General features: G+C 63.7%; 22 protein-coding genes. 18 read left to right on the top strand and 4 right to left on the bottom strand.

Translation table 11 applies throughout. The annotated features are described in order from the left end of the window. Positions 1-17: 17 nt before the first annotated feature. Complete coding sequence (locus tag ACFXIV_RS36795; RefSeq protein ID WP_379401046.1) at positions 18-329, bottom strand: hypothetical protein; 312 nt, start codon at positions 327-329, stop codon at positions 18-20. A gap of 74 nt (positions 330-403) precedes the next feature. On the opposite strand from ACFXIV_RS36795, the gene ACFXIV_RS36790 reads away from it, so the two are divergent. From ACFXIV_RS36790 to ACFXIV_RS36780, 3 genes are read left to right on the top strand one after another with little or no spacing between them, the layout of a single operon-like run. Then, positions 404-1291 (top strand): AAA family ATPase, encoded by an 888-nt coding sequence (locus ACFXIV_RS36790; RefSeq protein WP_379401045.1) that lies wholly within the window; start codon positions 404-406, stop codon positions 1289-1291. A gap of 12 nt (positions 1292-1303) precedes the next feature. Further along, positions 1304-2392, top strand: a complete 1089-nt coding sequence (locus ACFXIV_RS36785; RefSeq protein WP_379401044.1) for a VWA domain-containing protein — start codon at positions 1304-1306, stop codon at positions 2390-2392. Continuing rightward, entirely contained in the window at positions 2385-3509 is a 1125-nt protein-coding gene (locus ACFXIV_RS36780; protein ID WP_379401043.1) for an XdhC family protein, read from the top strand. Before ACFXIV_RS36785 ends, ACFXIV_RS36780 begins: the two co-directional genes overlap by 8 nt. An 86-nt stretch (positions 3510-3595) precedes the next feature. On the opposite strand, the gene ACFXIV_RS36775 is transcribed toward ACFXIV_RS36780, so the two are convergent. From ACFXIV_RS36775 to ACFXIV_RS36765, 3 genes are read right to left on the bottom strand one after another with little or no spacing between them, the layout of a single operon-like run. Next, positions 3596-5944 carry a xanthine dehydrogenase family protein molybdopterin-binding subunit gene (locus tag ACFXIV_RS36775; RefSeq protein ID WP_379401042.1) on the bottom strand — a complete coding sequence of 783 codons (2349 nt, stop codon included), beginning with the start codon at positions 5942-5944 and terminating at the stop codon, positions 3596-3598. Beyond that, positions 5944-6447, bottom strand: coding sequence for a (2Fe-2S)-binding protein (locus tag ACFXIV_RS36770; RefSeq protein ID WP_379401041.1), 504 nt, complete (start codon positions 6445-6447; stop codon positions 5944-5946). Before ACFXIV_RS36770 ends, ACFXIV_RS36775 begins: the two co-directional genes overlap by 1 nt. Further along, positions 6444-7316, bottom strand: coding sequence for an FAD binding domain-containing protein (locus tag ACFXIV_RS36765; RefSeq protein WP_379401040.1), 873 nt, complete (start codon positions 7314-7316; stop codon positions 6444-6446). Before ACFXIV_RS36765 ends, ACFXIV_RS36770 begins: the two co-directional genes overlap by 4 nt. Before the next feature lie 546 nt (positions 7317-7862). Here ACFXIV_RS36765 and ACFXIV_RS36760 point away from each other — a divergent pair. The 15 genes from ACFXIV_RS36760 (at position 7863) to ACFXIV_RS36690 (ending at position 22142) form a co-directional block, all read left to right on the top strand. Next, complete coding sequence (locus ACFXIV_RS36760) at positions 7863-8426, top strand: NADPH-dependent FMN reductase (RefSeq protein ID WP_379401039.1); 564 nt, start codon at positions 7863-7865, stop codon at positions 8424-8426. A 43-nt stretch (positions 8427-8469) separates the two neighbouring features. After that, positions 8470-9552, top strand: a complete 1083-nt coding sequence (rutA, locus tag ACFXIV_RS36755; protein WP_379401038.1) for a pyrimidine utilization protein A — start codon at positions 8470-8472, stop codon at positions 9550-9552. Between the two features lie 28 nt (positions 9553-9580). Next, a complete protein-coding gene (locus ACFXIV_RS36750; RefSeq protein WP_379401037.1) occupies positions 9581-10921 on the top strand; it encodes an amidase in 1341 nt (446 codons plus the stop codon). Positions 10922-10954: 33 nt separating this feature from the next. Continuing rightward, on the top strand, positions 10955-12280 hold the full coding sequence (locus ACFXIV_RS36745) for a cytochrome P450 (protein ID WP_379421391.1): 1326 nt from the start codon (positions 10955-10957) through the stop codon (positions 12278-12280). Then, entirely contained in the window at positions 12277-12474 is a 198-nt protein-coding gene (locus tag ACFXIV_RS36740; RefSeq protein WP_379401035.1) for a ferredoxin, read from the top strand. Before ACFXIV_RS36745 ends, ACFXIV_RS36740 begins: the two co-directional genes overlap by 4 nt. 6 nt (positions 12475-12480) lie before the next feature. Further along, complete coding sequence (locus ACFXIV_RS36735) at positions 12481-13323, top strand: SDR family NAD(P)-dependent oxidoreductase (RefSeq protein WP_379401034.1); 843 nt, start codon at positions 12481-12483, stop codon at positions 13321-13323. A gap of 31 nt (positions 13324-13354) precedes the next feature. Then, on the top strand, positions 13355-14644 hold the full coding sequence (locus ACFXIV_RS36730) for a bifunctional 3,4-dihydroxy-2-butanone-4-phosphate synthase/GTP cyclohydrolase II (protein ID WP_379401033.1): 1290 nt from the start codon (positions 13355-13357) through the stop codon (positions 14642-14644). After that, positions 14644-15135 (top strand): flavin reductase family protein, encoded by a 492-nt coding sequence (locus tag ACFXIV_RS36725; protein ID WP_379401032.1) that lies wholly within the window; start codon positions 14644-14646, stop codon positions 15133-15135. Before ACFXIV_RS36730 ends, ACFXIV_RS36725 begins: the two co-directional genes overlap by 1 nt. A 166-nt stretch (positions 15136-15301) precedes the next feature. Beyond that, complete coding sequence (locus ACFXIV_RS36720) at positions 15302-16660, top strand: LLM class flavin-dependent oxidoreductase (protein WP_379421390.1); 1359 nt, start codon at positions 15302-15304, stop codon at positions 16658-16660. A 45-nt stretch (positions 16661-16705) separates the two neighbouring features. Then, complete coding sequence (locus ACFXIV_RS36715; protein ID WP_379401030.1) at positions 16706-17902, top strand: CaiB/BaiF CoA transferase family protein; 1197 nt, start codon at positions 16706-16708, stop codon at positions 17900-17902. Positions 17903-17925: 23 nt separating this feature from the next. Next, positions 17926-18861 (top strand): HpcH/HpaI aldolase/citrate lyase family protein, encoded by a 936-nt coding sequence (locus ACFXIV_RS36710; protein WP_379401028.1) that lies wholly within the window; start codon positions 17926-17928, stop codon positions 18859-18861. Between the two features lie 79 nt (positions 18862-18940). After that, positions 18941-19702, top strand: a complete 762-nt coding sequence (locus ACFXIV_RS36705) for an SDR family oxidoreductase (RefSeq protein ID WP_379401027.1) — start codon at positions 18941-18943, stop codon at positions 19700-19702. 20 nt (positions 19703-19722) lie between these two features. Then, the gene (locus ACFXIV_RS36700; protein WP_379401026.1) at positions 19723-20463 is read left to right on the top strand and encodes a hypothetical protein; all 741 of its coding nucleotides are present in this window, start codon (positions 19723-19725) and stop codon (positions 20461-20463) included. Further along, a complete protein-coding gene (locus tag ACFXIV_RS36695; protein WP_379401025.1) occupies positions 20460-21842 on the top strand; it encodes an MFS transporter in 1383 nt (460 codons plus the stop codon). Before ACFXIV_RS36700 ends, ACFXIV_RS36695 begins: the two co-directional genes overlap by 4 nt. A 12-nt stretch (positions 21843-21854) precedes the next feature. Next, the gene (locus tag ACFXIV_RS36690; RefSeq protein WP_379401024.1) at positions 21855-22142 is read left to right on the top strand and encodes an integrase core domain-containing protein; all 288 of its coding nucleotides are present in this window, start codon (positions 21855-21857) and stop codon (positions 22140-22142) included. Positions 22143-22222 lie beyond the last annotated feature (80 nt).

Here is a 22222-nt window from a genome sequence, read left to right as displayed (position 1 = left end):
CCGGCGTTGGCTGATGATCAGCTGCCGAGGACGAAGTCGCCGCGGCGATCCGGGACATTCTCCCGCACGTCGAGGTGGCCGAGATCGCTGCCGGCACCTATCTGGACGACGACGCTTTTGCTGGTGGTGGCTGGCCGTTCCCGAAACGTGGCCAGGTCACGCGCTTCGCACCGCACCAGAACTTCGCCCGGCCTGAGGGCCGGCTCGTCTTCGCCACCTCGGACATCGCAGGCGGCTGATGCGGATTCATCGATGGCGCGATCGAGTCCGGCATTCGCGCGCGACGGCTGGTACGGGAAATGCACCGCGCCGGCCGCCAGGACGACCACCGATAGCTGAATGTGATGGGCGGGGCATTCTCGAACCCCGCCCGTCGCGAACTTACGAACGTTAGTGGGGAAGAGTGGATCAACCGAAATCCTCCGCGCACGACCTCTCCGAGCGTCTCGCCGGTACCGGTTACCTGGCCGACCCCGGCCTGGCGACCGCCACCTTTCTCGCGGGCAGGATGCACAAGCCGCTGTTCTGCGAGGGCGAACCCGGAACTGGGAAGACTGCCCTGGCCAAGGCTCTTGCCCAGGCACTCGACCTGGAGTTGATCCGGTTGCAGTGTCATGAGGGGATCGATGTCTCGCAGGCGCTCTACGCCTGGGACTTCAGCCGCCAACTCCTGCACCTCCGCGCCCTCGAGGCGGCGAGCTCTGGCGGCGGGTTCGATGCCGATACCGCCGAGAAATCTCTGTACGACGAGCGGTTCCTGCTCGATCGGCCTTTACTGCGCGCGCTGCGGTCGGCACCCTGTGTGCTGCTGATCGACGAGATCGACCGCGCCGACGACGAGTTCGAGGCGTTCCTGCTCCAGATCCTCGACGAATTCGCGGTGACCATCCCGGAATTGGGCGAGGTCAAAGCGAGCACCGCACCACTGGTCGTGCTGACGTCCAACCGGACCCGCGAGGTACATGACGCGCTCAAGCGCCGCTGCCTCTACCACTGGCTGGAACATCCTGATATCGCACGGGAAATCGCTATTTTGCGCAGTCGTATTCCGGAGCTGAGTGAATCCCTCGCGGGCCAGGTTTCCCAGGCGGTGGCCACGCTGCGTGGCATGGCGTTGCTCAAACCGCCAGGTGTCGCGGAGAGCATCGACTGGGCCCGCGCGCTGCTCGCGCTGGACCGGGATGTGCTGGACGCGCATACGGCGGCGGTGACCCTCGGCGCCGTACTGAAGTTCCGCGAGGACACGGACCGCGTCGTCGCGGCGGGCCTGGACTCTCTGCTGGCTGGGTGAGCGGTGGACCCGATGCCCGGCCTGGTCGGGTTCAGCAGGGCACTCGCCGCGGCGGGGCTGGGGGTGAACGTGCACCGCACCGCCACGTTTCTGGCGAGTATCGAGCATGTGGACCTAGCCGATCCACAACAGCTGTACTGGACCGGCCGCGTTGCTCTCTGCGCGGAGAAAGATGACTTTCCGGTCTACGACCGGGTGTTCTCCAGCTGGTTCGGCGCCAACCTTCCGGCTGCTGTGCCGGCTGACAATGACGCAGAAACGCGGACCCGTGACGTCGCGGCTCTCACCGTGGTGCCCGACGAGCAGCAAGAGGGCACCGAGAACGCGCTGCGGGCCTCGGCGCAAGACGCCGAGGTGCTCCGGCACCGCGATCTGACAGTGCTGAACCCGGCCGACCGAGCGCACTTCGAGATGCTGCTGCGTGCGCTGGACGCGCGTCCGCCGCAGCGGCGCAGCCCCAGGTTCCGGGTGTGCCGCCGTGGTGAGATCGATCCGGGCCGCACATTGCGTCAGATGCTGGCCACCGGTGGGGAAACAGCCCAGCTCGCACACCGTGGGAAGCGGCAAAGGCCGCGCACGGTCGTGTTGATGATCGACGTGTCCGGTTCGATGAGCCCCTTCGCGGATGCGCTGTTGCGGCTCGCGCACGTGGTCACCCGCGCCGCCCCCACCACCACGGAGACGTTCACCTTCGGTACCCGGCTGACCAGGGTGAGCCGGGCGCTGCGGAGCAGGGACCCGGAACTCGCCCTCGCCGCCGCCGGCAACGCCGTCCCCGACTGGGCCGGTGGAACCAGGATCGGCGAGACCATCCGGGTGTTTTGTGACCGCTGGGGACAGCGCGGAATGGCCAGGCGCGCAGTCGTTGTGCTGTTTTCCGACGGCTGGGAATGCGGCGACCCCGCGCTCCTCGACGAACAAATGGCACGGCTCAGTCGCCTGGCGCACCGGGTGTTCTGGGTCAACCCGTACGCAGGACGCGACGGTTACCAACCCGTGCAGTCCGGTATCGCCGCAGCTCTGCCGCACCTGCACACCTTGCTTGCCGGGCACAGCCTGCACGCGTTCGAACAACTATTGAACGAGGTACGAGATGCGTGAACTCCTGCACGAGATACTGCGCCGGACCGCACGCGGCGAGACGCTCGGCGTCGCGACCGTGGTAGCAACCTTCAAATCCGCCCCGCGCGAATCCGGTGCGGCGATGCTGGTCGCGGAAGATGGCACAGTGAGTGGAAGCATCTCCGGGGGGTGCGTCGAGGGTGCCGTCTACGAGCTCGCCAGCGAAGTCATCAAGGACGACATTCCTGTGCTGCAGCGTTATGGGGTCAGCGACGAGGACGCGTTCTCCATCGGACTGACCTGCGGCGGGATAGTGGACGTGTTCGTGGAGAAGATCGTCGACTCGCCGTGGCTACGACTGCTCGGTGAATCGGTGGCTGCCGAACGACCGGTCGCGTTGGTGACGGTGATCGAACACCCCGATCCGGCGATGCGCGGAGAACACCTGTTGGTGTGGCAGGACGACCGGATGGGGTCCCTCGGTTCTGTCCACGCCGACGATGCGGTGACCGATGACGTGCGTGGGATACTGGCCACTGGATGCAGCGTCTCGCGGCATTACGGTCCGGACGGCGAGCGCCAGGGTGAGGGTATGTCGGTGTTCGTCGCCTCGTACCAGCCGCAACCGCGGATGCTGGTGTTCGGTGCGATCGACTTCGCGGCCGCGATGGTTCGAATGGGTTCGTTCCTCGACTACCGGGTGACAGTCTGTGACGCGCGGCCGGTGTTCGCTACCCGGAGCCGGTTTCCTGAGGCGGAGGAGGTGGTGGTCGACTGGCCGCACCGGTACCTGGAGAAGGAAGTCCTGGCAGGGAGGGTTGATCGGAGCACGGTAGTCGCGGTGTTCACCCACGACCCGAAGTTCGACGTTCCGCTGTTGTCGGTCGCGCTGCGCGCGGACCTCGGCTACGTGGGAGTGATGGGATCCAGGAGAACCCACGCGGACCGGATGGATCGACTGCGGGAACTGGGTTTCGGATCCTCCGAGCTGGAAGTCCTGTCCTCGCCCATCGGGCTCGACCTGGGCGCGCGCACCCCCGAAGAGACTGCGGTTTCGATTGCCGCGGAGATCATTTCGCTGCGGTGGGGAGGCCAGGGTGTGCGGCTCTCCGCACTCCGGGGGCCGATCCACCGCGACCCTGGCGCTGCCGGCTGAAGCTCGCACTCACGACCGCGTCGAGCGCGATCAGCGACCATGACCAAAGGGCCGTCGTTACCAGAGGTAACGACGGCCCTTCGCAATCAGGCTTCCAGCACGCCAAGCAGTTCCAGGACCCGCGTCGGAGTCATCGGCGTCTCGGCCACCCGACCCCGGCCCACCTGGGCGAGGGCATTGTCGATTGCGCAGAGCAGTGCCGCCGGCGCGAGCACCGTGCCGCCTTCGCCCACGCCACGGGAGCCGATCATCTTGTCTGTTTCGAATTCGAGGTGCACGATCTCGATCTCGGGGACATCCGCGGCCGTGGGCATCAGATAGTCCATGAAGGTCGAGGACAAGTACTGCCCGTCGTCACCATAGGCGGAATTCTCCAACATCATTCCGCCGATTCCCATCGCGATTCCGCCGATGACCTGACCCTCGACGACGGCCGGATTGATGACCCGGCCGCAGTCTTCGACGACGAGATAGCGGGTGATCTCGACCATGCCCGTCTCCTGGTCGATCTCCACCCAGCAGGCGTGGCTGGCCTGGGAGAAGCCACCGTTCTCACCCTCGTAGCTGGAGATGTACTCGAGGTCGGTGTTCGCGCCCGGCGGCATCTGTTCCGGAGCGAGATAACAACCCATGGCGATTTGCGCCATGGGCACCGACGCCCCGGGTGCGCCCTTCACGGACACGATGCCGTTCTCGATCTGCAGGTCGTCCACACTCGCCTCGAGGAAAGCCGACGCGATGTCCAGGATCCGGCGCTTCAGCTCGCGGGAGGCGAGCACGACCGCGCCGCTGGCCATGGTCCCGGCTCGGCTGGCGCCCGTGCCGATCATGCCGAAGGGCGTGGCGTCGGTGTCGCCCGAGACAACGCGGACGTCCTCGAATGCCACACCGAGTTCGTCACCGATCAGCTGGGCGAAGGTGGTCTCGTGGCTCTGGCCGTGCGGTACCTGCGGGGTGAAGACCGTGACCTTGCCGTCGATCTCGATCCGTAACCGGGCGGGCTCGGCGGGGAAGGGGAAACCCGCGCCCGCCCAGAATTCGGCAGTGCCGGGTTCGGGCGCGATATGGGTGACGATCCCGAATCCGACCAGTCTGCCTTCGGCGCGGGCTCGCTCCTGATCGCGCAGGACCGCGTCCAGATCTATCCGATCGATCAGCGTTTCGAATGTTTCTGCGGCCGTTACATTTTCGAGCGTGACATCGGTGATCATCTTGGTCGGCTGGTCATCGAGGGTCAGCAGATTGCGCCTGCGCACCTCCACCGGCGAGATGCCCAGCTCCTGAGCGATCTTGTCGAGCAAACGCTCGCGCACGATCGTTTCGACGGCCCCCGGTCCCCGCAGGGAGACGTAACTCGCCTTGTTGGTGGCGACGATCTTGTGACTGAACTGGTAGGCGGGCAGACGGTATGGACCGGGGAGGCACATACGCATGAGGCCGGTGTAGAGGGTGCTCGGCGGATTGATCGGGTAGGCGCCGTGATCGAGGAGCACCGACACGCGCAGACCGAGCAGAGTGCCGTCCGCCGCTACCGCCGCCTCGGCCGTGACTTGCTCCTCGCGTGCCGCGCCGGCGGCGGTGAGGTTCTCCTGGCGGTCCTCCACCCATTTGAGCATGCCGCCGAGATGCTTCGCTGCGGCGCACAGCGCGACGTCCTCGCGGTAGATCGAGAACTTCAGGCCGAATGCGCCACCGATGTCGTTGGCGATCACCCGGATCAGGTGGATCGGGTGGTTGATCCACCCAGCCAAGAGGAACCGGATGGTATGGGTGGTCTGGGTGGAGGCCTCGTAGGTGAGCTGGCCGGTCGCGCGGTCGAAGGTGGCGACGCCGCCGCGCCCCTCCATCGGCACCGGCGCCCAGCGGTGCTGCGAAAAGGTCTCTGTGACGACATGGTCTGCCATGGCGAAGGCAGCCTCGACATCGCCGAAGAGTTGGTCGTCGGCGTGAACGATATTGCCTGGTACATCCTCGAAAATCTGCGGTGCACCCTCGGTGAGGCCGGCCGTCGTGCTCATCACGGGCTCGAGGAGTTCGTATTCGACGTTGATAAGTCGGCTCGCGTCCTCGGCCACGTAGCGATTCTCGGCCACAACCAGGGCGACGGGCTCGCCGACAAATCGGACTATGTCGTGTGCGATGGCCGGATAGGACGGGCTGTGCAGACCGGGGATGGGCTGGGCAAAGCTGATATCGCTGCTGATTGCGCTCATATCGGCGCCGGTGAAGACATGCACCACCCCCTCGAGTTCGCGCGCGGCGGTGACATCGATGCTGGTGATCCGGCCGTGCGCTACCGGGCTGCGCAGGAAGTAGCAGTGCAACAGCGACCTGTCCTGCACGTCGCTGACGAAGCGGCCCGCCCCGGTGAGCAGGCGGACATCTTCCTTTCGTCCGATCCGTGCGCCGACCAGACTTGCGATCGCGCCGGCCATCAGTGCCCCGTTCCGGTGGTGGCAGCGGTGCAGGCCCCGGCGGCCAGTGCCTGCTCGACGCCGTCGACGATCGCCTGGTATCCCGTACAGCGGCAGGTATTGCCGGAGATTCCCCTCCGGATCTCCTCGCGGGATCCGGGCTGGGTGCCCTCGGCGACCATGGCGCACACGGACATCACGAAACCTGGGGTGCAGAACCCGCACTGGAATGCGTGACTGTCGGCCAAAGCCTGCTGCACGGGGTGCAGTACGCCGTCCTTCGCCAGGCCCTCGACCGTCGTGATCTCGTGGCCGTCGGCCTGCACTGCGAGATGCAAACAGGAACGTGCGGCCACGTCGTCGATCAACACGGTGCAGGCGCCGCACACACCGTGTTCACATCCGAGATGGGTTCCGGTCAGCCCGAGATCCTCCCGGAGGAAATCGGCCAGCGTACGACGGGCCTCGACGGTGGCAGTACAGGGCCGGCCGTTTACCGTCACAGTTATCTGACGTGTGGTCATCGGTTCTCCAGGGCGTGGGTGAGGGCAGAGGTGAGGGCACGGCGAATGAGCACCCCGGCGGTATGGCGTCGATAGGCGGCCGAGGCGTGCAGGTCAGACGTGGGGTCGAGGCCCTCGAGAGTGGCGGCAGCGTCAGCGACGGATGTCCCGGCGGGGGCCTGCCCGGCGAGAGCGGCCTCGACTCGGTGCGCCCTGACCGGGGTCGGACCCGCCCCGGCCACAGCGACCCGGGCCTCAGCGATCAAGTCCTCGTCGAGACGTACGACTGCCGCGACGCCCACCATCGCGATGCCTATCTGCTTGCGAGAGAGTTCCCGGTAGGCCGCCCCGGTGCCTGATGTGGCGCACCGGACGCGCATCGCGGTGACAATCTCATCGTCGCCCAGGTTGGTGCTGTAGGGGCCGGTATAGAACTCGGCGGCCGGGATGATGCGTTCGCCCAGGGGCCCGTGCACGATGATGTCGGCGTCGAGGCACACCGCGACCGTCGGCAACTCGGCAGCGGGGTCGGCATGGGCAAGGCTGCCTCCGACGGTCCCGCGGTTGCGAATCGCGGGATAGCCGATCAGCCGGACAGCATCCGCCATCAGCGGGCACACGCGGCGTACCACATCGGAGTGTTCGACCGTGCGCTGCCGGACGAGCGCGCCGACCGTGAGCCAGCCGTCCGCCTCGTGGATCTCGCTGAGAGCGGCGATCCCATTGATGTCGACGATCCTGGAGGGCTGTGCCAGGCGGAGGTTGAGCTGTGGCATCAGGCTCTGCCCCCCGGCGAGGATCTTGGTGGGACGTCCGTTCGCGCCGGCCAGGGCCTGGACCGCCGAGGTCAGCGAGGTCGGTGACACATACTCGAAAACGGCGGGTTTCATCGCTCACTGCCTTTGTTGTTGTCCCGGCAAAGCTGGCTGCCCGGATGCATCTGTCCGAACTGCCAGCTTGTTGCCGGGTGTTGTCCCATTACTTCGGGTCTGGACCGAGTCACCGGCTTCTCCAATCGAAACGCGTGGTCGACCTCACAGCGTGCTAACGAACGTACGTACACTGCTTTGATGGTGTCAATAGCACGGGCAGGTAGCGAGCTGGGAGCTGCCCATCGGGCCCTTGTCGACGCCGAACTCATCAAAAGATCGTGTGGATGCCGCCTCCTTGGCGGGCTACGTAAGTAGTCCGGGTCTGCCATTGGTCACAGGATGAGTAGTGACTACGTAATTTGACGGCGTCCCGGACGGTTTGACTATGCGAATCTTGTCGACAACAAATTCGCGGCAGGCAAATTTCACGCTATGACGCAGATAGGCCGAAAGATGCTCGTATCCACCGGCAACCCGGCGATATGGCGGCGAGGAAAGGGACAAGTTGATCGACATACACAGAATCGCCGGAGAAATTGATCTCGAGGGCGGGAGCGTCAAGGAATGAAAATCGTTTCGGTGTATGGAACCGCCGCCCGCCCGGGTCGGCTGTGGTCTGTGTTGGAATCCTTTGCCGCCGCTCTGCCGGACGCGAGTTCCCACACGACAGTGGACCTGCACCACAAGCCGGTCGACTGGGCCGACGGACGCCCGATCGGGTCATTGTCCAAGGACACTGGCGAGGCTGTCGACTTGCTCGCGGCCAGCGATGCCGTGGTCCTCTTCGCGCCGGTGTACCGGGCTGCGATGCCGGGAGTGCTGAAGAACCTGCTCGATCTGACGCCGCTGGATGCCCTCGAGGGCAAGGTGCTCGGGCTCGTGGCAATGGGAGCGAGCCCCCATCACTACCTGGCGATCGACTACGAAATCCGGCGGTTGGCGGCCTGGTTCGGGGCGATTGTTCCGGCGACCACGGTCTATCTGACCGGTTCATCGTTCGTCGATGGCGCGCTCGGCGAGCAGGCGACCGGCGACGTGCGATCGCATGCCAGGAGTGTGTGGGAGCTGGCCGGGCGATTGACCGATCACCCCGTGGAGCCCAGACCCCTTGCGGCGGTAGCGAAATGAACAAATCAACAACCCTGTCAACGATGACGATGGAGCTCGACAGATGACTCAAATCGGCGTGTTCATGCCTATCAACAACAACGGATGGCTGATCTCCAAGACGTCGCCGCAGTACATGCCGACCTTTGACTTGAACAAAGAGATCGCGCTCCGTGCGGAAAAATACGATCTGGATTTCCTGCTGTCGATGATCAAACTTCGCGGCTACGGGGGCGAGACCGAATACTGGGACTACGGCCTCGAGTCGATCTCGCTGATGGCCGGCCTCGCGGCGGTCACCGAGAAGATCAACCTCTACGCGACCGTCGCTGTCTTGACGCTGCCGCCCGCGATCGTTGCCCGGATGGCCGCGACCGTCGACTCCATCGCTCCGGGACGATTCGGTATCAATATCGTGTCGGGCTGGGCGAAGTCGGAGTACTCGCAGATGGGCCTGTGGCCCGGTGACGAATACTTCGGATACCGGTACGACTACTCGTCCGAGTATGTGCAGGTGATGCGAGACCTGTGGGAGACCGGCAAGAGTGACTTCAAGGGCGAGCATTTCGAGATGCACGACTGTCACATGCGCCCGATGCCGTCCAAGCCGATCACGGTCGTCTCGGCCGGCCAGAGCGACCGCGGCATGAAATTCGTTGCCGACCACTGCGACTACGGCTTCGTCGTCGACGGTGGATTCAACGTGCCCGAGAACATCGCGCCGACGGTCGGCCGGCTGACCGAAGCGACCGAGGGGGCGGCGCGCGATATCGGCTGCCTCGTGCTGGAGATCGTCATCGCCGCGGAGACCGACGAAGAGGCCGCGGCCAAGTGGGAGCTCTACAGCAGCGGCCCCGACATCGAAGCAATGACGACGATGGGTCTGGTCAGTACGGAAGACCCGACCGTGTCGAGCGGAGTGACGACCAGTTCGACCATCAATAATGCACTCAAAGCCAAAATCGCAGTGCCACACGTCATTTGCGGTTCATACGAGACGGTGGCCAAGTCCCTCGATGCCATCGCGGATATCCCGGGAGTCTCCGGAATCATGCTGATCTTCGACGACTTCATCGAGGGAATCGAGCAATTCGGAACCCGTATCCAGCCGCTGATGAAGTCGCGGACAACCGCGGTCGGTCAGTAATTCCGGGATCAGGTCGGAGGTGACGAGGATGGACCCCACGACGATGTCTGCACGAGAGATCGTAGCGGCCACGACAAGCGGCTCGCTGTCGGCGACCGAGGTCCTGACCGCCTTGATACGGCGGATCGAAGTGCGTGAGCCCCAGGTCAAGGCGTGGGCCCATCTCGATCTGGATCGGGCGCTCGCGGCGGCGCGGCGCCTTGATTCCTCGCCCGAGCGAGGACCGATGCACGGTGTGCCCATCGGGGTGAAGGATGTGTTGGCGACGAAAGGTGTGCCGACACAGCATAATTCCCCGTTCTACCGTGGACACATACCGACTGCCGACGCAGCCTGCGTGCAAACGCTGCGGGCGGCAGGGGCGATTGTGCTCGGAAAGACGACCACCACCGAGTTCGCGGCATCGCAGGCCGGCGGACCCACAGTGAACCCGCACGACAACCGTCGGACGCCCGGCGGATCGTCGAGCGGATCCGGTGCCGCGGTGGCGGACCGGCATGTGCCGATTGCTTTGGCGACCCAGACGGGCGGCTCGACAATTCGGCCCGGCTCGTACAACGGGATCGTTGCGATGAAGCCGACCTGCCGTGCGATCAGTCGCGAAGGTCTGAAAACGTTTGCGCCCTCGACCGACACGGTGGGGTTCTGCGTCGGGCATCTCGACGACCTGGACCTGCTCGCCGATGTGTTCCAGTTGGTGGACCGGAGGCCGAGTACCTTCCGCGGTCTCGATTCGGCCCGGATCGCAGTCTGCCGGACACCGAAGTGGGACGCCGCGGAGCCGGCGACGGTCGAGGCACTGGACCGAGCGGAATCCCTGCTGCTCGAGGCCGGAGCACAGGTGGAGGAGCTGGTGCTTCCTGCCTGCTTCGACGGCGCTTGGGAACTCTTCACGACAGTCCTGCTGGGTGAGGCGCGAGTGAGCTTCCTGCACGAGGTCGCCAAACATCCGACGATGCTGCGCGACGAGTTGGCGTCCTACGTGGACGACCGCAACACGGTGACGACGGCGCAACTGGTCGAGGCATACGACAAAGTGGCGCTGCTCCGGATCGAGTTCGACCGTATCGCTTCGGATTTCGATGCGGTTCTCACTCCGAGCGTCCCGGGTGAAGCGCCGCTCGGCATCGACTTCACCGGCGACCCGGTCTTCTGCAACCTGTGGTCACTTCTGCAAGTGCCGGTGGTCAACGTGCCAGGTTTCACCGGCCCACATGGCATGCCGGTCGGACTGTCCGTAGTTTCTCCGCGATTCACGGACCGGAACTTGATCAAAGTCGCGAATCGAGTTGCCGAACTCTTCGCGGGGGCCGCAAAGGTTCCGGCAACTCGATCGGGACCAACTGAATTTGCTCGCCGTAATCGGTGAGTGTCCGGCATCTATTTTCAGCGATCACATCGAGTGGTCGGCTTCGAGTGCAGTATCGAAAGGATCGCGATGTCCACAACAAGCGATGGTCTGGAAACGCCCGCCACCTGGCGGCGCGACCACCACAACGATTTCGACCTCGACTCGGTTGAGTTCAACGAGGAGTACGAGAGCGCCATTGATGATCTGGTGGCTCGATGCCCGGTTGCCCACAGCTCGGTGGGCAAGGGTTATCACGTCGTCAGTCGATATGCCGACGTGCGTCGTATCGCGCAGGATTGGCAGAACTTTTCGAGCGCGGACGGTTACCAGCCGAATCGGCCGGAGGAAATGCCGCCGATCTACCCGGACGAGTGCGACCCCCCGTATCAGACCCGGTGGCGTCGCCAGCTCGACCACCACCTGAGCCCGCGTGTCGTGCGGTCCTACGAAGCGAGCGTGACCGAACACGCCAACTTCCTGATCGACCAGTTCATCGAGCGGGGTGAGTTCGATGTGGTCTCGGAGTTCGCCTCGGTACTGCCCAGCCGGGTGTGGTTCAACAGCTTCCTCGGTCTGCCGGTCGAAGACCTGCCACCACTGATGGACGCGGTCGAACAGGCTCTGGTCGGTCCCATCGAAGGCCGTACCGAGGGCTGGGGAAAGCTGTTCTCCTATCTTGATGCGCACCTCAAGAAGAGGGACGGCGAGGAGCCTCGGGATGACATGATGAGCGCCGTCCTCGCAGGCGTCGAACTCGACGAGGGGTTCAATCCCTCGATGGGTGGAGGCCCGGCCGACGCGAAAATCGACATGGGCGCACCCTGCCCGTGGTCCCACAAGGTGGCGGCCCTGTCGAATGTCACCGCGGGTGGCCTCGGCACAGCGACCTATCTCATCGCGGGCATGGCACAGTATCTTGCCGCCAACCCGGAGGATGCCCAGCGACTCAGGGACGACGAGTCGCTCCGTCCGCAAGCGATCGAGGAGTTCATCCGGGCGTTCGCGTCCGTCGTAGCGATGGCGCGGACCGCCACCAGCGAGGTGGAGGTCGCCGGCACCACATTCCAGCCGGGCGACCGGGTCGTTCTGCTGTTCCCGGGCGCGACGCGGGATCCGGAGATCTACGAGAACCCGGGCGAGATCGACATCGACCGCAATTTCACGGTCAATGCGGCCTTCGGCTTCGGGCCTCACCGCTGCATCGGATCCCACCTCGCGCGTCTGCTGGGCAAGGTTGCGCTGGCCACGATGCTCGAACGCCTTCCTGATCTGACCGCGGCCGAGGGCAACGAGCCCAGGTACTTGACGAGCGTTACCCGAGAGGTTTCCGGCATCAAACTGTCGTTCACTCCTGGCCTGAAACTGGGCGGTGAATGATGAAGTTCACGGTGAACCGCGAATGCAGCGGACATGCTCGGTGCTTCGAATTAGCGCCCGAAGTGTACGAAGTCGACAGCAACGGATACAACGTGGACATCGGAGAAACGGTTCCTGTTTCGGTCGAGAACGAATCCGCCGCGATTCTAGGGGCACGAATCTGTCCCGAGCGCGCGATCATCATCGAAGGATAGGTCTCAATGACTGCAACGCTTCGTGGGCTGGAGGGCAAGAACGTTCTTGTGACCGGCGCCGCAAAAGGTCTCGGATACGGGATCGTCATGGATTTCGCGGATGCCGGTTGCGACATCGCGGCAATGGACCTCGCAGGGCCGGCCACGGGAATCTATGAGCTGGCTTCTCCCGACCTGCTCGCCGAAACGGCGGCGACAGTCGTAGAAAAAGGCAGGCGATGCATTCCGCTGCAATCCGACATCCGTGACGAAAGTCAGGTACAGGAGGCCGTCGCTCGAGCCCTGGACTTCTTCGACGGCCGGATCGACGTTCTCGTCAATGTGGCCGGTGTAGCCGCGTTCGACTCGATCGTCGATATGCGGAGCGAGACCCTGCATGCAGTGATCGACACCAATATCAAGGGCACGATGTTCATGGCGAAATACGTCGTCCCCGGGATGATCGAGCGTGCCAGCGGCAACATCGTGAACATGTCGTCGGGCACGACGAAGACCGGTATGTCGAATGTATCCCACTATGTGCCGTCGAAGTGGGCTGTGAACGGCCTTACCGTCTGCTGGGCCAATGAGCTCGCGGAATACGGAATCAACGTCAATGCTGTGGCGCCTGCTGCGATCAAGCCCAGTGGGGGACACGGTTCCGGAATGGTCACAGGATTCTCGAAGGCACTCGATATGTCGGCCGACGAAGCATTCGAAGTGATCTCGGCGGCAAACAACTTGCCCGGAAAGAAGTGGCGGACCGAGGTCTCCGATGTATCCGATGCGGTCCTCTTCCTCGCTTCGGACAATGCGTCTCAGATTACCGGGCACATCTTGTATGTCGACGGTGGCCAGTCGGCCAAGTAAGCATTCGGGTTCAAAGTAAAAGGACGTCATCATGGCAGTTATCGAGTTCGGCACCGCGGCCGAACAGCGCTCCTACGAAGCAGTGGAGAGTGCTCTGGACGAGCTCCGCAAGGGCCGCCCTGTTCTCGTGGCCGACGAGGAGGACCGGGAGAACGAGTGGGACCTCATCATGGCCGCCGAGTTCGCGACCCCGGAGTCGGTGGGCTTCATGATCCGGCACACCAGCGGTCTGCTGTGTGTCGGGATCACCGAGGATCACGCTGACCGGTTGAGACTGCCATTGATGGCGCCGAACGGCGACGATCCGAAGGGCACCGCCTTCACGGTCTCGGTCGATTTGAAGGCCGGGACAACGACCGGTATCTCCGCCGCGGATCGGAGTGCCACTATCAGGCGCTTGGGAGCGGGGGAGTCCGAACCAGGAGAATTCTCCCGGCCAGGGCATGTCTTCCCGTTGCGAGCCAGGCGGGGTGGTGTGCTTCGTCGTGCCGGCCACACCGAGAGTGCGGTCGACCTGTGCACACTTGCCGGTCTGTTCCCCGCAGGTCTTCTGGCCGAAGTGACCAATGATGACGGAACCATGGCCGGCACCGCCGACATCGCCGAGTTCGCTCGTCGGCATCAGCTCAAGAAGATCGAGGTAGCCGACATCGTTCGCTACCGACTGCGGACCGAGACCCTGGTACAGCGAGAAGCCGAGGGGCGTATTCCGAGTGCGGTCGGCGAGTTCACGGCCGTGGCCTATCGGTCACTGATCGACGGTTGTGAACATGTCGCGCTGGTGATGGGAGACGTCGGACAGCGGTCCGTCGAGGACGATCCGATCCTGACCCGAGTCCATTCCGAGTGCCTCACCGGCGATGTGTTCGGATCACGCCGCTGTGATTGCGGTGAGCAGCTCGAGCTCGCGATGGCTCGGATCGGGCAGCGCGGCCGGGGCGTCGTCGTGTATCTCCGCGGTCACGAGGGCCGCGGCATCGGGCTCAGCCACAAACTCCGTGCCTACGAGCTTCAAGACAGCGGGCTCGACACTGTCGACGCCAATCTGGCGCAGGGCCTACCGGTCGACGGGCGTCAGTACGGAATCGGCGCGCAGATACTCCGCGATCTGGGAGTGAAGTCGGTGCGCCTGATGACCAACAATCCTGACAAATACCGAGGTTTGATCGGGTACGGCTTGAAGATCGATGGACGAGAGCCACTGATCATCGAGCCAAATGTCGAAAATTTATCCTATCTGACTACGAAAAGGCTACGCATGGCACACGATCTCGAGTATTCGACGCCTCCGGTCGAACCGTCCACCGTGGTGGTGCAGTGATGTCGGCATCGACTGCGGCGAGCGCTCTGCCCGACGGATTTCGAGAGGCCATGTCCTCGTTCCCGAGCGGCGTAACAATTGTCACGACGACAGATGCTGACGGCCAATGGTGGGGGTTCACCGCTACCTCGTTTTGCTCCGTTTCGATGGATCCACCGCTGGTTCTCGTTTGTCTCGCCGATACAGCCCAGTGCCATGCGGCATTTCAGTCGGCACAACGGTGGTCGATTCATGTGATCGGTGGTTCGCACGCCGACCTGGCGCTTCGCTTCGCCACACGTGGTGAGGACAAGTTCGCGAACGCCGGTTTCGTAGCGGGAGAAGAGAATATCCCGGTGCTGGGCGATGTTCCGGTAAGGCTGGATTGTGTAGAGCACACGAAGGTCGTCGCCGGCGATCATACCGTCCTGGTAGGTCAGGTCATCGGAACCGATATGAGCGACAGCTCACCGACTGTCTACTTTCGACGTGCGTTTCATCCGCTCGAATGAATTTCCGTTCGCGTCGATAGCAGACTCAGGAACCAGCGGACGAGTAGATGCGGTGATCGATCGCATTCTGGTCCGACATTGAACATGCGGAGGGCGTCCCCGTACTCCGGTCAATGGAGATCTACGCGGGCGGTCGGAACCGTCCGAGGAACGAGGAGTGCACACAATGGGACGTAGCAGTTCCACCGGAAAGAAGATGTCGTTGGTCGCCTTTATGCAGGCGTCGAACGTATCGTGGTTTCAAGGATCATGGCTTTATCCGTCGGGGGATCCCGACTACTTGAGCGTCGACTACTATCGGCGCGTCGTCGAGGTACTCGAGGCCGGTCGTTTCGACATGGTGTTCTTCGATGACCGCCTTGCGATGCCGGGCGTCTTCGGTCACGCGGTCGACGAGACCGTGCTGACCGGCGCACGATCGGTCAAGCTCGACCTGTCCGTGGTTCTCGGTGCGCTGGCGCCGTTTACCCGGCACATCGGACTGGGCGCAACGTGCTCGACGACTTTCAGTTCGCCGTACAGCCTGGCGCGCATGTTCTCCACGCTCGACCATCTGTCGGGGGGTCGGGCGGCATGGAACATCGTCACGTCGCTGAACGACAGCGAGGCTGAGAACTTCGGGCTTTCCGAACACGTCGAGCATGACGAGCGGTATGCGATCGCGGAGGAGTTCGTCGAGCTCGCGAGCCAGTTGTGGGCGAGTTGGGACGAGGACGCCGTTGTCCAGGACCGTGCCACCCGAATGTTCGCCGACCCGGCCAAGGTTCGAGAGGTCAATTTCAAGGGGAAGTATTTCAGCTCGCGTGGCCCCCTGACCGTCCCTCGCAGCCCGCAGGGCCGGCCGGTCCTCATCCAGGCCGGTCAGTCCCCGAAGGGTCGTGACTTCGCTGCTCGCACGGCGGACGTCATCTTCATCAACGCTCACACCATCGACCAGGCGAAAGAGCAGTACGCCGATCAGAAGCGGCGGATCAAGGACGCGGGCCGCGATCCCGATCAAGTCAAGATTCTGCCTGTGACGTATGCGGTCTGCGGTGAGACCGAGACGATCGCCAAGGAAAAAGTGGCGTTGATGAACAGTCTCGTCGATCCGCGGGCGGCATTGGTTCTGCTGTCGGACGCGCTGAACTTCGACTTCTCGGGCATGGACATCGATGCTCCGCTGCCGGATGACATGGGAGATCGGGTTACGGGCAGCAAGGGCCTTTTCGAGGCGCTGAAGAAGTCTGTCGCCGCGGCCCACGGGCCCGACCGCGCACCGAGACTGAGCGATCTGATCGAACGCCGCGCGAGTTTGGCGGCCGCCCCGTGTTTCGTGGGTGATGGCAATCAAATCGCGGATCAGATGGAGCAGTGGGTCCAGGAAGGCGCGTGTGACGGCTTCGTCATCGCCGCCACGCACATTCCCGGGACGTTCGAGGAGTTCGTCCGGCTGGTGGTCCCGACCCTGCGCGAGCGGGGCCTGGTCGACCGTGAATACGGCACCGGAACGTTGCGGGATTCCATGGGTCTCGCGCCGGCCTGAGCAATGCGTGGTCAGAACATCAACGATTTTCAAGGGAGTATCAACATGTCGCCAGCCGCGCTCGAAGGGGTACGCGTTCTCGAGGCAGCCACACTGGGCGCTGCGCCGTTCGCGTGCACTCTGCTCGCCGAACTCGGTGCCCAGGTCACCAAGATCGAGCCGCCGGGTAAGGGTGATCCCCTCCGAGCCTGGGGAAATCAGAAGGACGGTATCGGGCTGCTGTCGAAGAGCCTCGGCCGCAACAAGCAGGGGATCAGCCTGAACCTCCGGTCCGAGCAGGGCAGGGACATTCTGCGGGACCTGGTCCGGCAGTCCGATGTCGTGGTCTTCAACTTCCGTCCTCAGACGCTGAAGAAGTGGGGTTTGGACTACGAATCGCTGGCCGCCATCAACCCGGGTGTGATCGTTCTGCAGGTCACCGGATTCGGCTCGGGCGGGCCCTACGAGGAACGTCCTGGATTCGGGACGATCGGTGAAGCCATGAGCGGGTTCTCCCATGTGACAGGGCAGAAAGGTGGCCCGCCGACGCTGCCGCGGTTCATGCTTGCCGACGGAGTCGCGTCGCTGTCGGGCGCCTACGCCATTCTCGCGGCGCTCTATCACCGCGACGCGAATGGCGGAACCGGCCAATGCATCGACATGAGCCTCTGGGAGCCGATGGCGCGGTTGGCCGAACAACTCGTCCTCGAGTACGACCAGTTGGGTCTGATTGCCGAGCGGAACGGGAACCGATGGGACATCAGTGCCCCGCGGAACGCCTATCAGACGAAGGATAAGCGCTGGATCGCAATGGCCAGTAGTGCGCCGTCGATCGCGATGCGAGTGTTTCGCGCCATCGGTCGAGACGACATGGCGGACAATCCAGAATTCCAAGAGGCCCAGTCGAGGCTGAAGCACGCAGAGCTGGTCGACACAGCGGTCGCGGAATGGATTGCCGAGCGGACACTGGACGAAGCAATGGCCGTCTTCGTCGAGTACGAAGTGGCTGCGGGCCCCATCTACGATGCGCAGCAAATCGTCGAAGACCCCCATGGCAAGGCTCGCGGAATGCATGTTCGAGTCCCGGACGATGAACTGGGATCGATGCTCGTTCAGGGCCCGATCGCGAAATTCTCGAAGACACCCGGAGAAGTGCGACACCTTGGACCGGGGATCGGGCAGGACAACAGATCGGTCTACGCGTCGAAATTGGGCTTGACCGACGCTGAAATCGACGAACTCGAACGTGACGGAATCATATGAAATCGACAGAAATGGATGAACAAATGACTGACAAACTGCAGGCCCGCTCGTGGCTGTTCACACCCGCCAACCGTGAAGACATGCTGGCGAAGCTCCACCGGATCCCGGCCGACGTCTGCGTGCTGGACCTCGAAGACGCGGTTCCCGCAGAGGAGAAGGCAGAGACCGCCGCCAAGCTCGGCTCGCGGCTCGCCGCGCTGAAGGAGGAACTGGCCGGTCGCCAACTCTGGGTGCGGACCAACGCCGTCGAGGTTCCACATATGTGGTACGGCGACGACTACTACGAGCCGCGCGGTGTCGAGGACTTGTCTCATGTGATCGCGGAAGGCCTTGATGGCGTTGTCATTCCAAAGATCGAGTCGGCCTTGGGCGTCGCGCGTGCGTGCGGTGCCGTCGAGGCACTGGAGCATGCTCGCGGTCTGCCTTTCGGAAGCATCAAGGTCGTACTGCTGATGGAGATGCTGCAGGGCTTCATCGATATCCAGGACATTGTGCGCGCCGCAGCGGAGGACCCACGGGTTATCGGCCTGATGTTCGGGGCCGGGGAGTTCCGGCTCTCGGCGAAGTTGCGGTGGACCAAGGGTGAAGCGGAGCTCGCCGCAGCGCGTGCATCGCTCTCACTGCACTCGGGCCGCGCCGAGTTCGACGTACTTATCGACGGCGCCACCACCGACATGTACGACGACGACAACTACCGTCGTTCGGCAGAACGCGGGGCGGACTTCGGTTTCACCGGGAAAATGTGCATCCATCCCCGCCAGGTGATCGTTGCCAACGAGACCTTCGTGCCGAGCAAAGAGGAGTACGACCGCGCCAAAAAACTGCTCGATGTCTTCGCGGTCGCCGAGGGTGAAGGGCACGGCAGCGTCCAGCTCAGTGGCGTGATCGTCGAGGCGCCGCTCAAGGCTGATTACGAGCGGATTGTTCGCAACTACGAGGCATTCAGCGGTGGTCGCTGAGGCGCGCACCTTCCTGGTGCGAAGCCGTGGATGACTCGCTGGGAAGTCGTCCTGACATGCAGGACCGAGAGGATTGAAAATGGTTGAGGTGGCGGGCCGGGTGGCCATCGTGTCGGGTGGCGCGCGCGGGATCGGAGCCGGCACGTGCGCTCGTTTGGCTCAGGACGGCTTCGCAGTGGCAGTGCTGGATCTCGTGGAAGCGGCCGCGAAGAGCACCGCAGAGGCCATCAATTCGCATGGCGGACAAGCGATAGCGGTGGGCTGCGATGTGACCGATGCGGCGGACGTCGACGCCGCGGTCGAGCGGGTCGTGGAGACACTCGGCCCACCGTCGGTGCTGGTGAACAACGCCGGAATCACCAGGGACAACCTGCTGTTCAAAATGTCCGAAACCGACTGGGACTCGGTGATTTGCGTACACCTTCGCGGCGCTTTTCTGCTGTCGCGCGCTGTTCAGACGCATATGGTCAAGCAGCGTTGGGGGCGGATCGTGAATGTTTCCTCGACTGCGGCGCTGGGCAACAGAGGACAGGTGAACTACTCGGCGGCGAAAGCCGGATTGCAGGGATTCACCAAGACGCTGGCCATTGAGCTGGGGGAGTTCGGGGTGACGGCCAACTGTGTGGCCCCCGGATTCGTTGTCACCGATATGACACGGTCCGTCGCTTCGCGGATCGGACAGGACTGGGACGTTTACGTCGCGACACGGGCTGCTCAGATTCCTGTGCGACGGGTCGGGCAGATCGAAGACATCGCCAACGCCGTCTCCTTCTTCGCGAGCCCAGCCTCGGGATTCGTGTCAGGGCAAGTGCTCTATGTCGCGGGCGGTCCGAAGGCGTAGTGGGAATGTGTGACGGCGGTGTGAGAAAGCTGGCCGGAAGCCAGGTCGCGGTGGAGGACCTCGCCGTGTTCGGGCCGTTCTTCGCCGTCCACACCCACACCCTGGACTCCACACCCTGCGATCTGTGGTACCCGATGCGCGAACTGATCGATGACCCGCAGGTACTGATCGACAGGGTGAACGCCGTGCGCGCCCATTTGGCGGCAGCCAGCGGGCAGCCGGTGGCGGCCGTGGAGCCACGGGTAGCTGGATCCGTGACCCAACTCGGTCTGGTCTCCCGGCTGGTCTCGCCGGCACTGGCGGTTGCGGTGCGGGACCGCCGAGTGCTGGACGTCGACCTGGGTTCTATTCGATGGCAACGGGTGCTCGGCGGCGCGTTCCCTCTGTCGGTACCGGTAGCTGCCGAGGGTGATCAGGATTCTCGACCGCAATGGCTCGCCGGCGGCTTGTACCACCGGGTGGTGGACGGCGTGATTCGAGAAATAGTTGAAGCGACCAGGCAATTCTCGATACCCACCCAGATCCTCTGGGGCAACGTCGCTTCAGCCATCAACGGCGCGACAATGATGATCGCGCGTACCCACCCCGAGCATGCCGACCTGGCACTGGAGATCGCGACACTGCTGCTGGATCGGCCGTCGCTGAGTGGCACCAGCAGTTCACCACCCGGCCAACGGTTCCGACGCCGCAGCTGCTGCCTGATCTACCGTGCCGCACCGAACGCGGCGGGCGCGGTATGCGGCGACTGCATTCTGGTGTGACCGCGCTCGCGGCGCCCAGCTTCGGCTGGCGATTCTCGCTTCCACTGCTGGTGGGCGCGGCCCTCAACCCGGTCAACAGCTCCATCGTCGCGACCGCCCTGGTGCCGATCGCCGCGGGCCTTGGGGAGTCCGTTGGCCGTATCACCGTTCTGGTGACTGTTTTGTACGTCGCGAGCGCCGTCGCGCAGCCGGCGATGGGGCGCTTCGCCGAAAGGTTCGGCCCCCGCCGTGTATTCATCGCCGGGGCGGCCCTCGTGGTGGTCAGCGGTGCAATCGGCGCTGTCGCCGCCAATCTCCCGACATTGATAGTGGCCCGGATTCTGCTGGGAATCGGTACGTCAGCAGGTTTTCCAACCGCCATGCTGATGATCCGGCTCCGAGCCGATGAAGCCGGTGAGCCGCCTGGTCGCGTCCTAGGGGCTCTAGTGATCTCCAGCCAGGTCACGGTGCTCCTTGGCCTGCCGCTAGGCGGCTTATTGGTGAGCGTCGCAGGCTGGCGAGCCACGTTCTGGGTCAATATTCCGTTGGCGGTCGTGGTCACGGCTATGGCGTGGCGGTGGTCGCCGCGTGATCCGAACGATCGGTCCGCCGTGGGCCGGCGACTGCTCGCAAGTGATCTCGATGCTGCCGGGATAGGACTCTTCGGCGCGACGCTGACCCTGTTCGTCGCCTTTCTGGTCCCGCTGCCAACGCGGCACTGGATTGTGCTCGCCGGCTCGATAGTGTGCGGTATCGGCTTGCTGTGGTGGGAGCTTCGTACGCCCGATCCCTTCATCGACCTTCGCACCCTGATCCACAACCGCGCGCTCACCAGTACCTATCTGCGCAATGCGGGCACGATGTCAGTCGCATACGGGGTGATGTACGGGCTGACCCAATGGCTGCAAGAAGCCCGAGGACTCTCCGCGACGTTGACCGGCCTACTCGTCCTGCCGATGAATTTCGCCGGTGCAGTTATGGCGCATGTGGTCTCACGCCGCAACCGTGTGCGCGCCCCATTACTCATCAGCGCTGCAGTGGCCATCGTCGTCGCCGTGGCGCTACGACTGGTCGATATCGATACCTCTGCGGCGATGATCATCCTGGTCACTGCCGTCGCTGGCGTGGTGATCGGCGTGGCGACCGTGGGCAATCAATCGGCAGTGTTCGCACAGGCAGAGGCACGGGAGGCCGGAACCACCGCGGGTCTGCTGCGTACCTCGACCTATGTCAGCGCGATTGCCTCCGGCAGCGTCATCGGTGTCGTGTTTCGTGATGGCGCGACCGACAACGGCCTGCACGCGATTGCCGACATACTCATCGTCGTGACGGTACTTGTGCTGGCGCTGACCGCCGTCGATCGAAGACTGCCGCATCGGCTACAAACCGACACTGCCTGACAGCCGTGGCTGATGTCTCGAAAACGTGTCCACCCCAGCAGAGGGCGGTCACGGCGGCGGCGTCGGATTTCGGTATCGGCCGGCCGGTGTCGAGCCAGTACTTTCAACGGCCGTTTCGGCGACGAATTCTTGTCCTGCAAGGTGTTTCACTCCCTGATCGAAGTGCAGGTCCTTGCCGAGGACTGGCGCATCGAGTACAACAGTTACCGGCCACATGGATCGCTGGGTTTCCTTACCCAGCAAGCATTCCGGCAGCAATGGTCACCGACCGAGTTCGAGCAACCACTACAACTCGCATAGCCGGTGGGCCCACCATCGGGGCCCGGTCAAATTCGGCGGCTACCGGTGAAGGGACGGCAGTTCATGTGGAACGCTGCGAT

It is taken from the genome of Nocardia sp. NPDC059236 (assembly GCF_042754085.1).
GTDB lineage: Bacteria > Actinomycetota > Actinomycetes > Mycobacteriales > Mycobacteriaceae > Nocardia.
The sequence above is the reverse complement of the archived record's forward strand: the minus strand, read 5'-3'. Positions and strand labels throughout refer to the sequence as shown.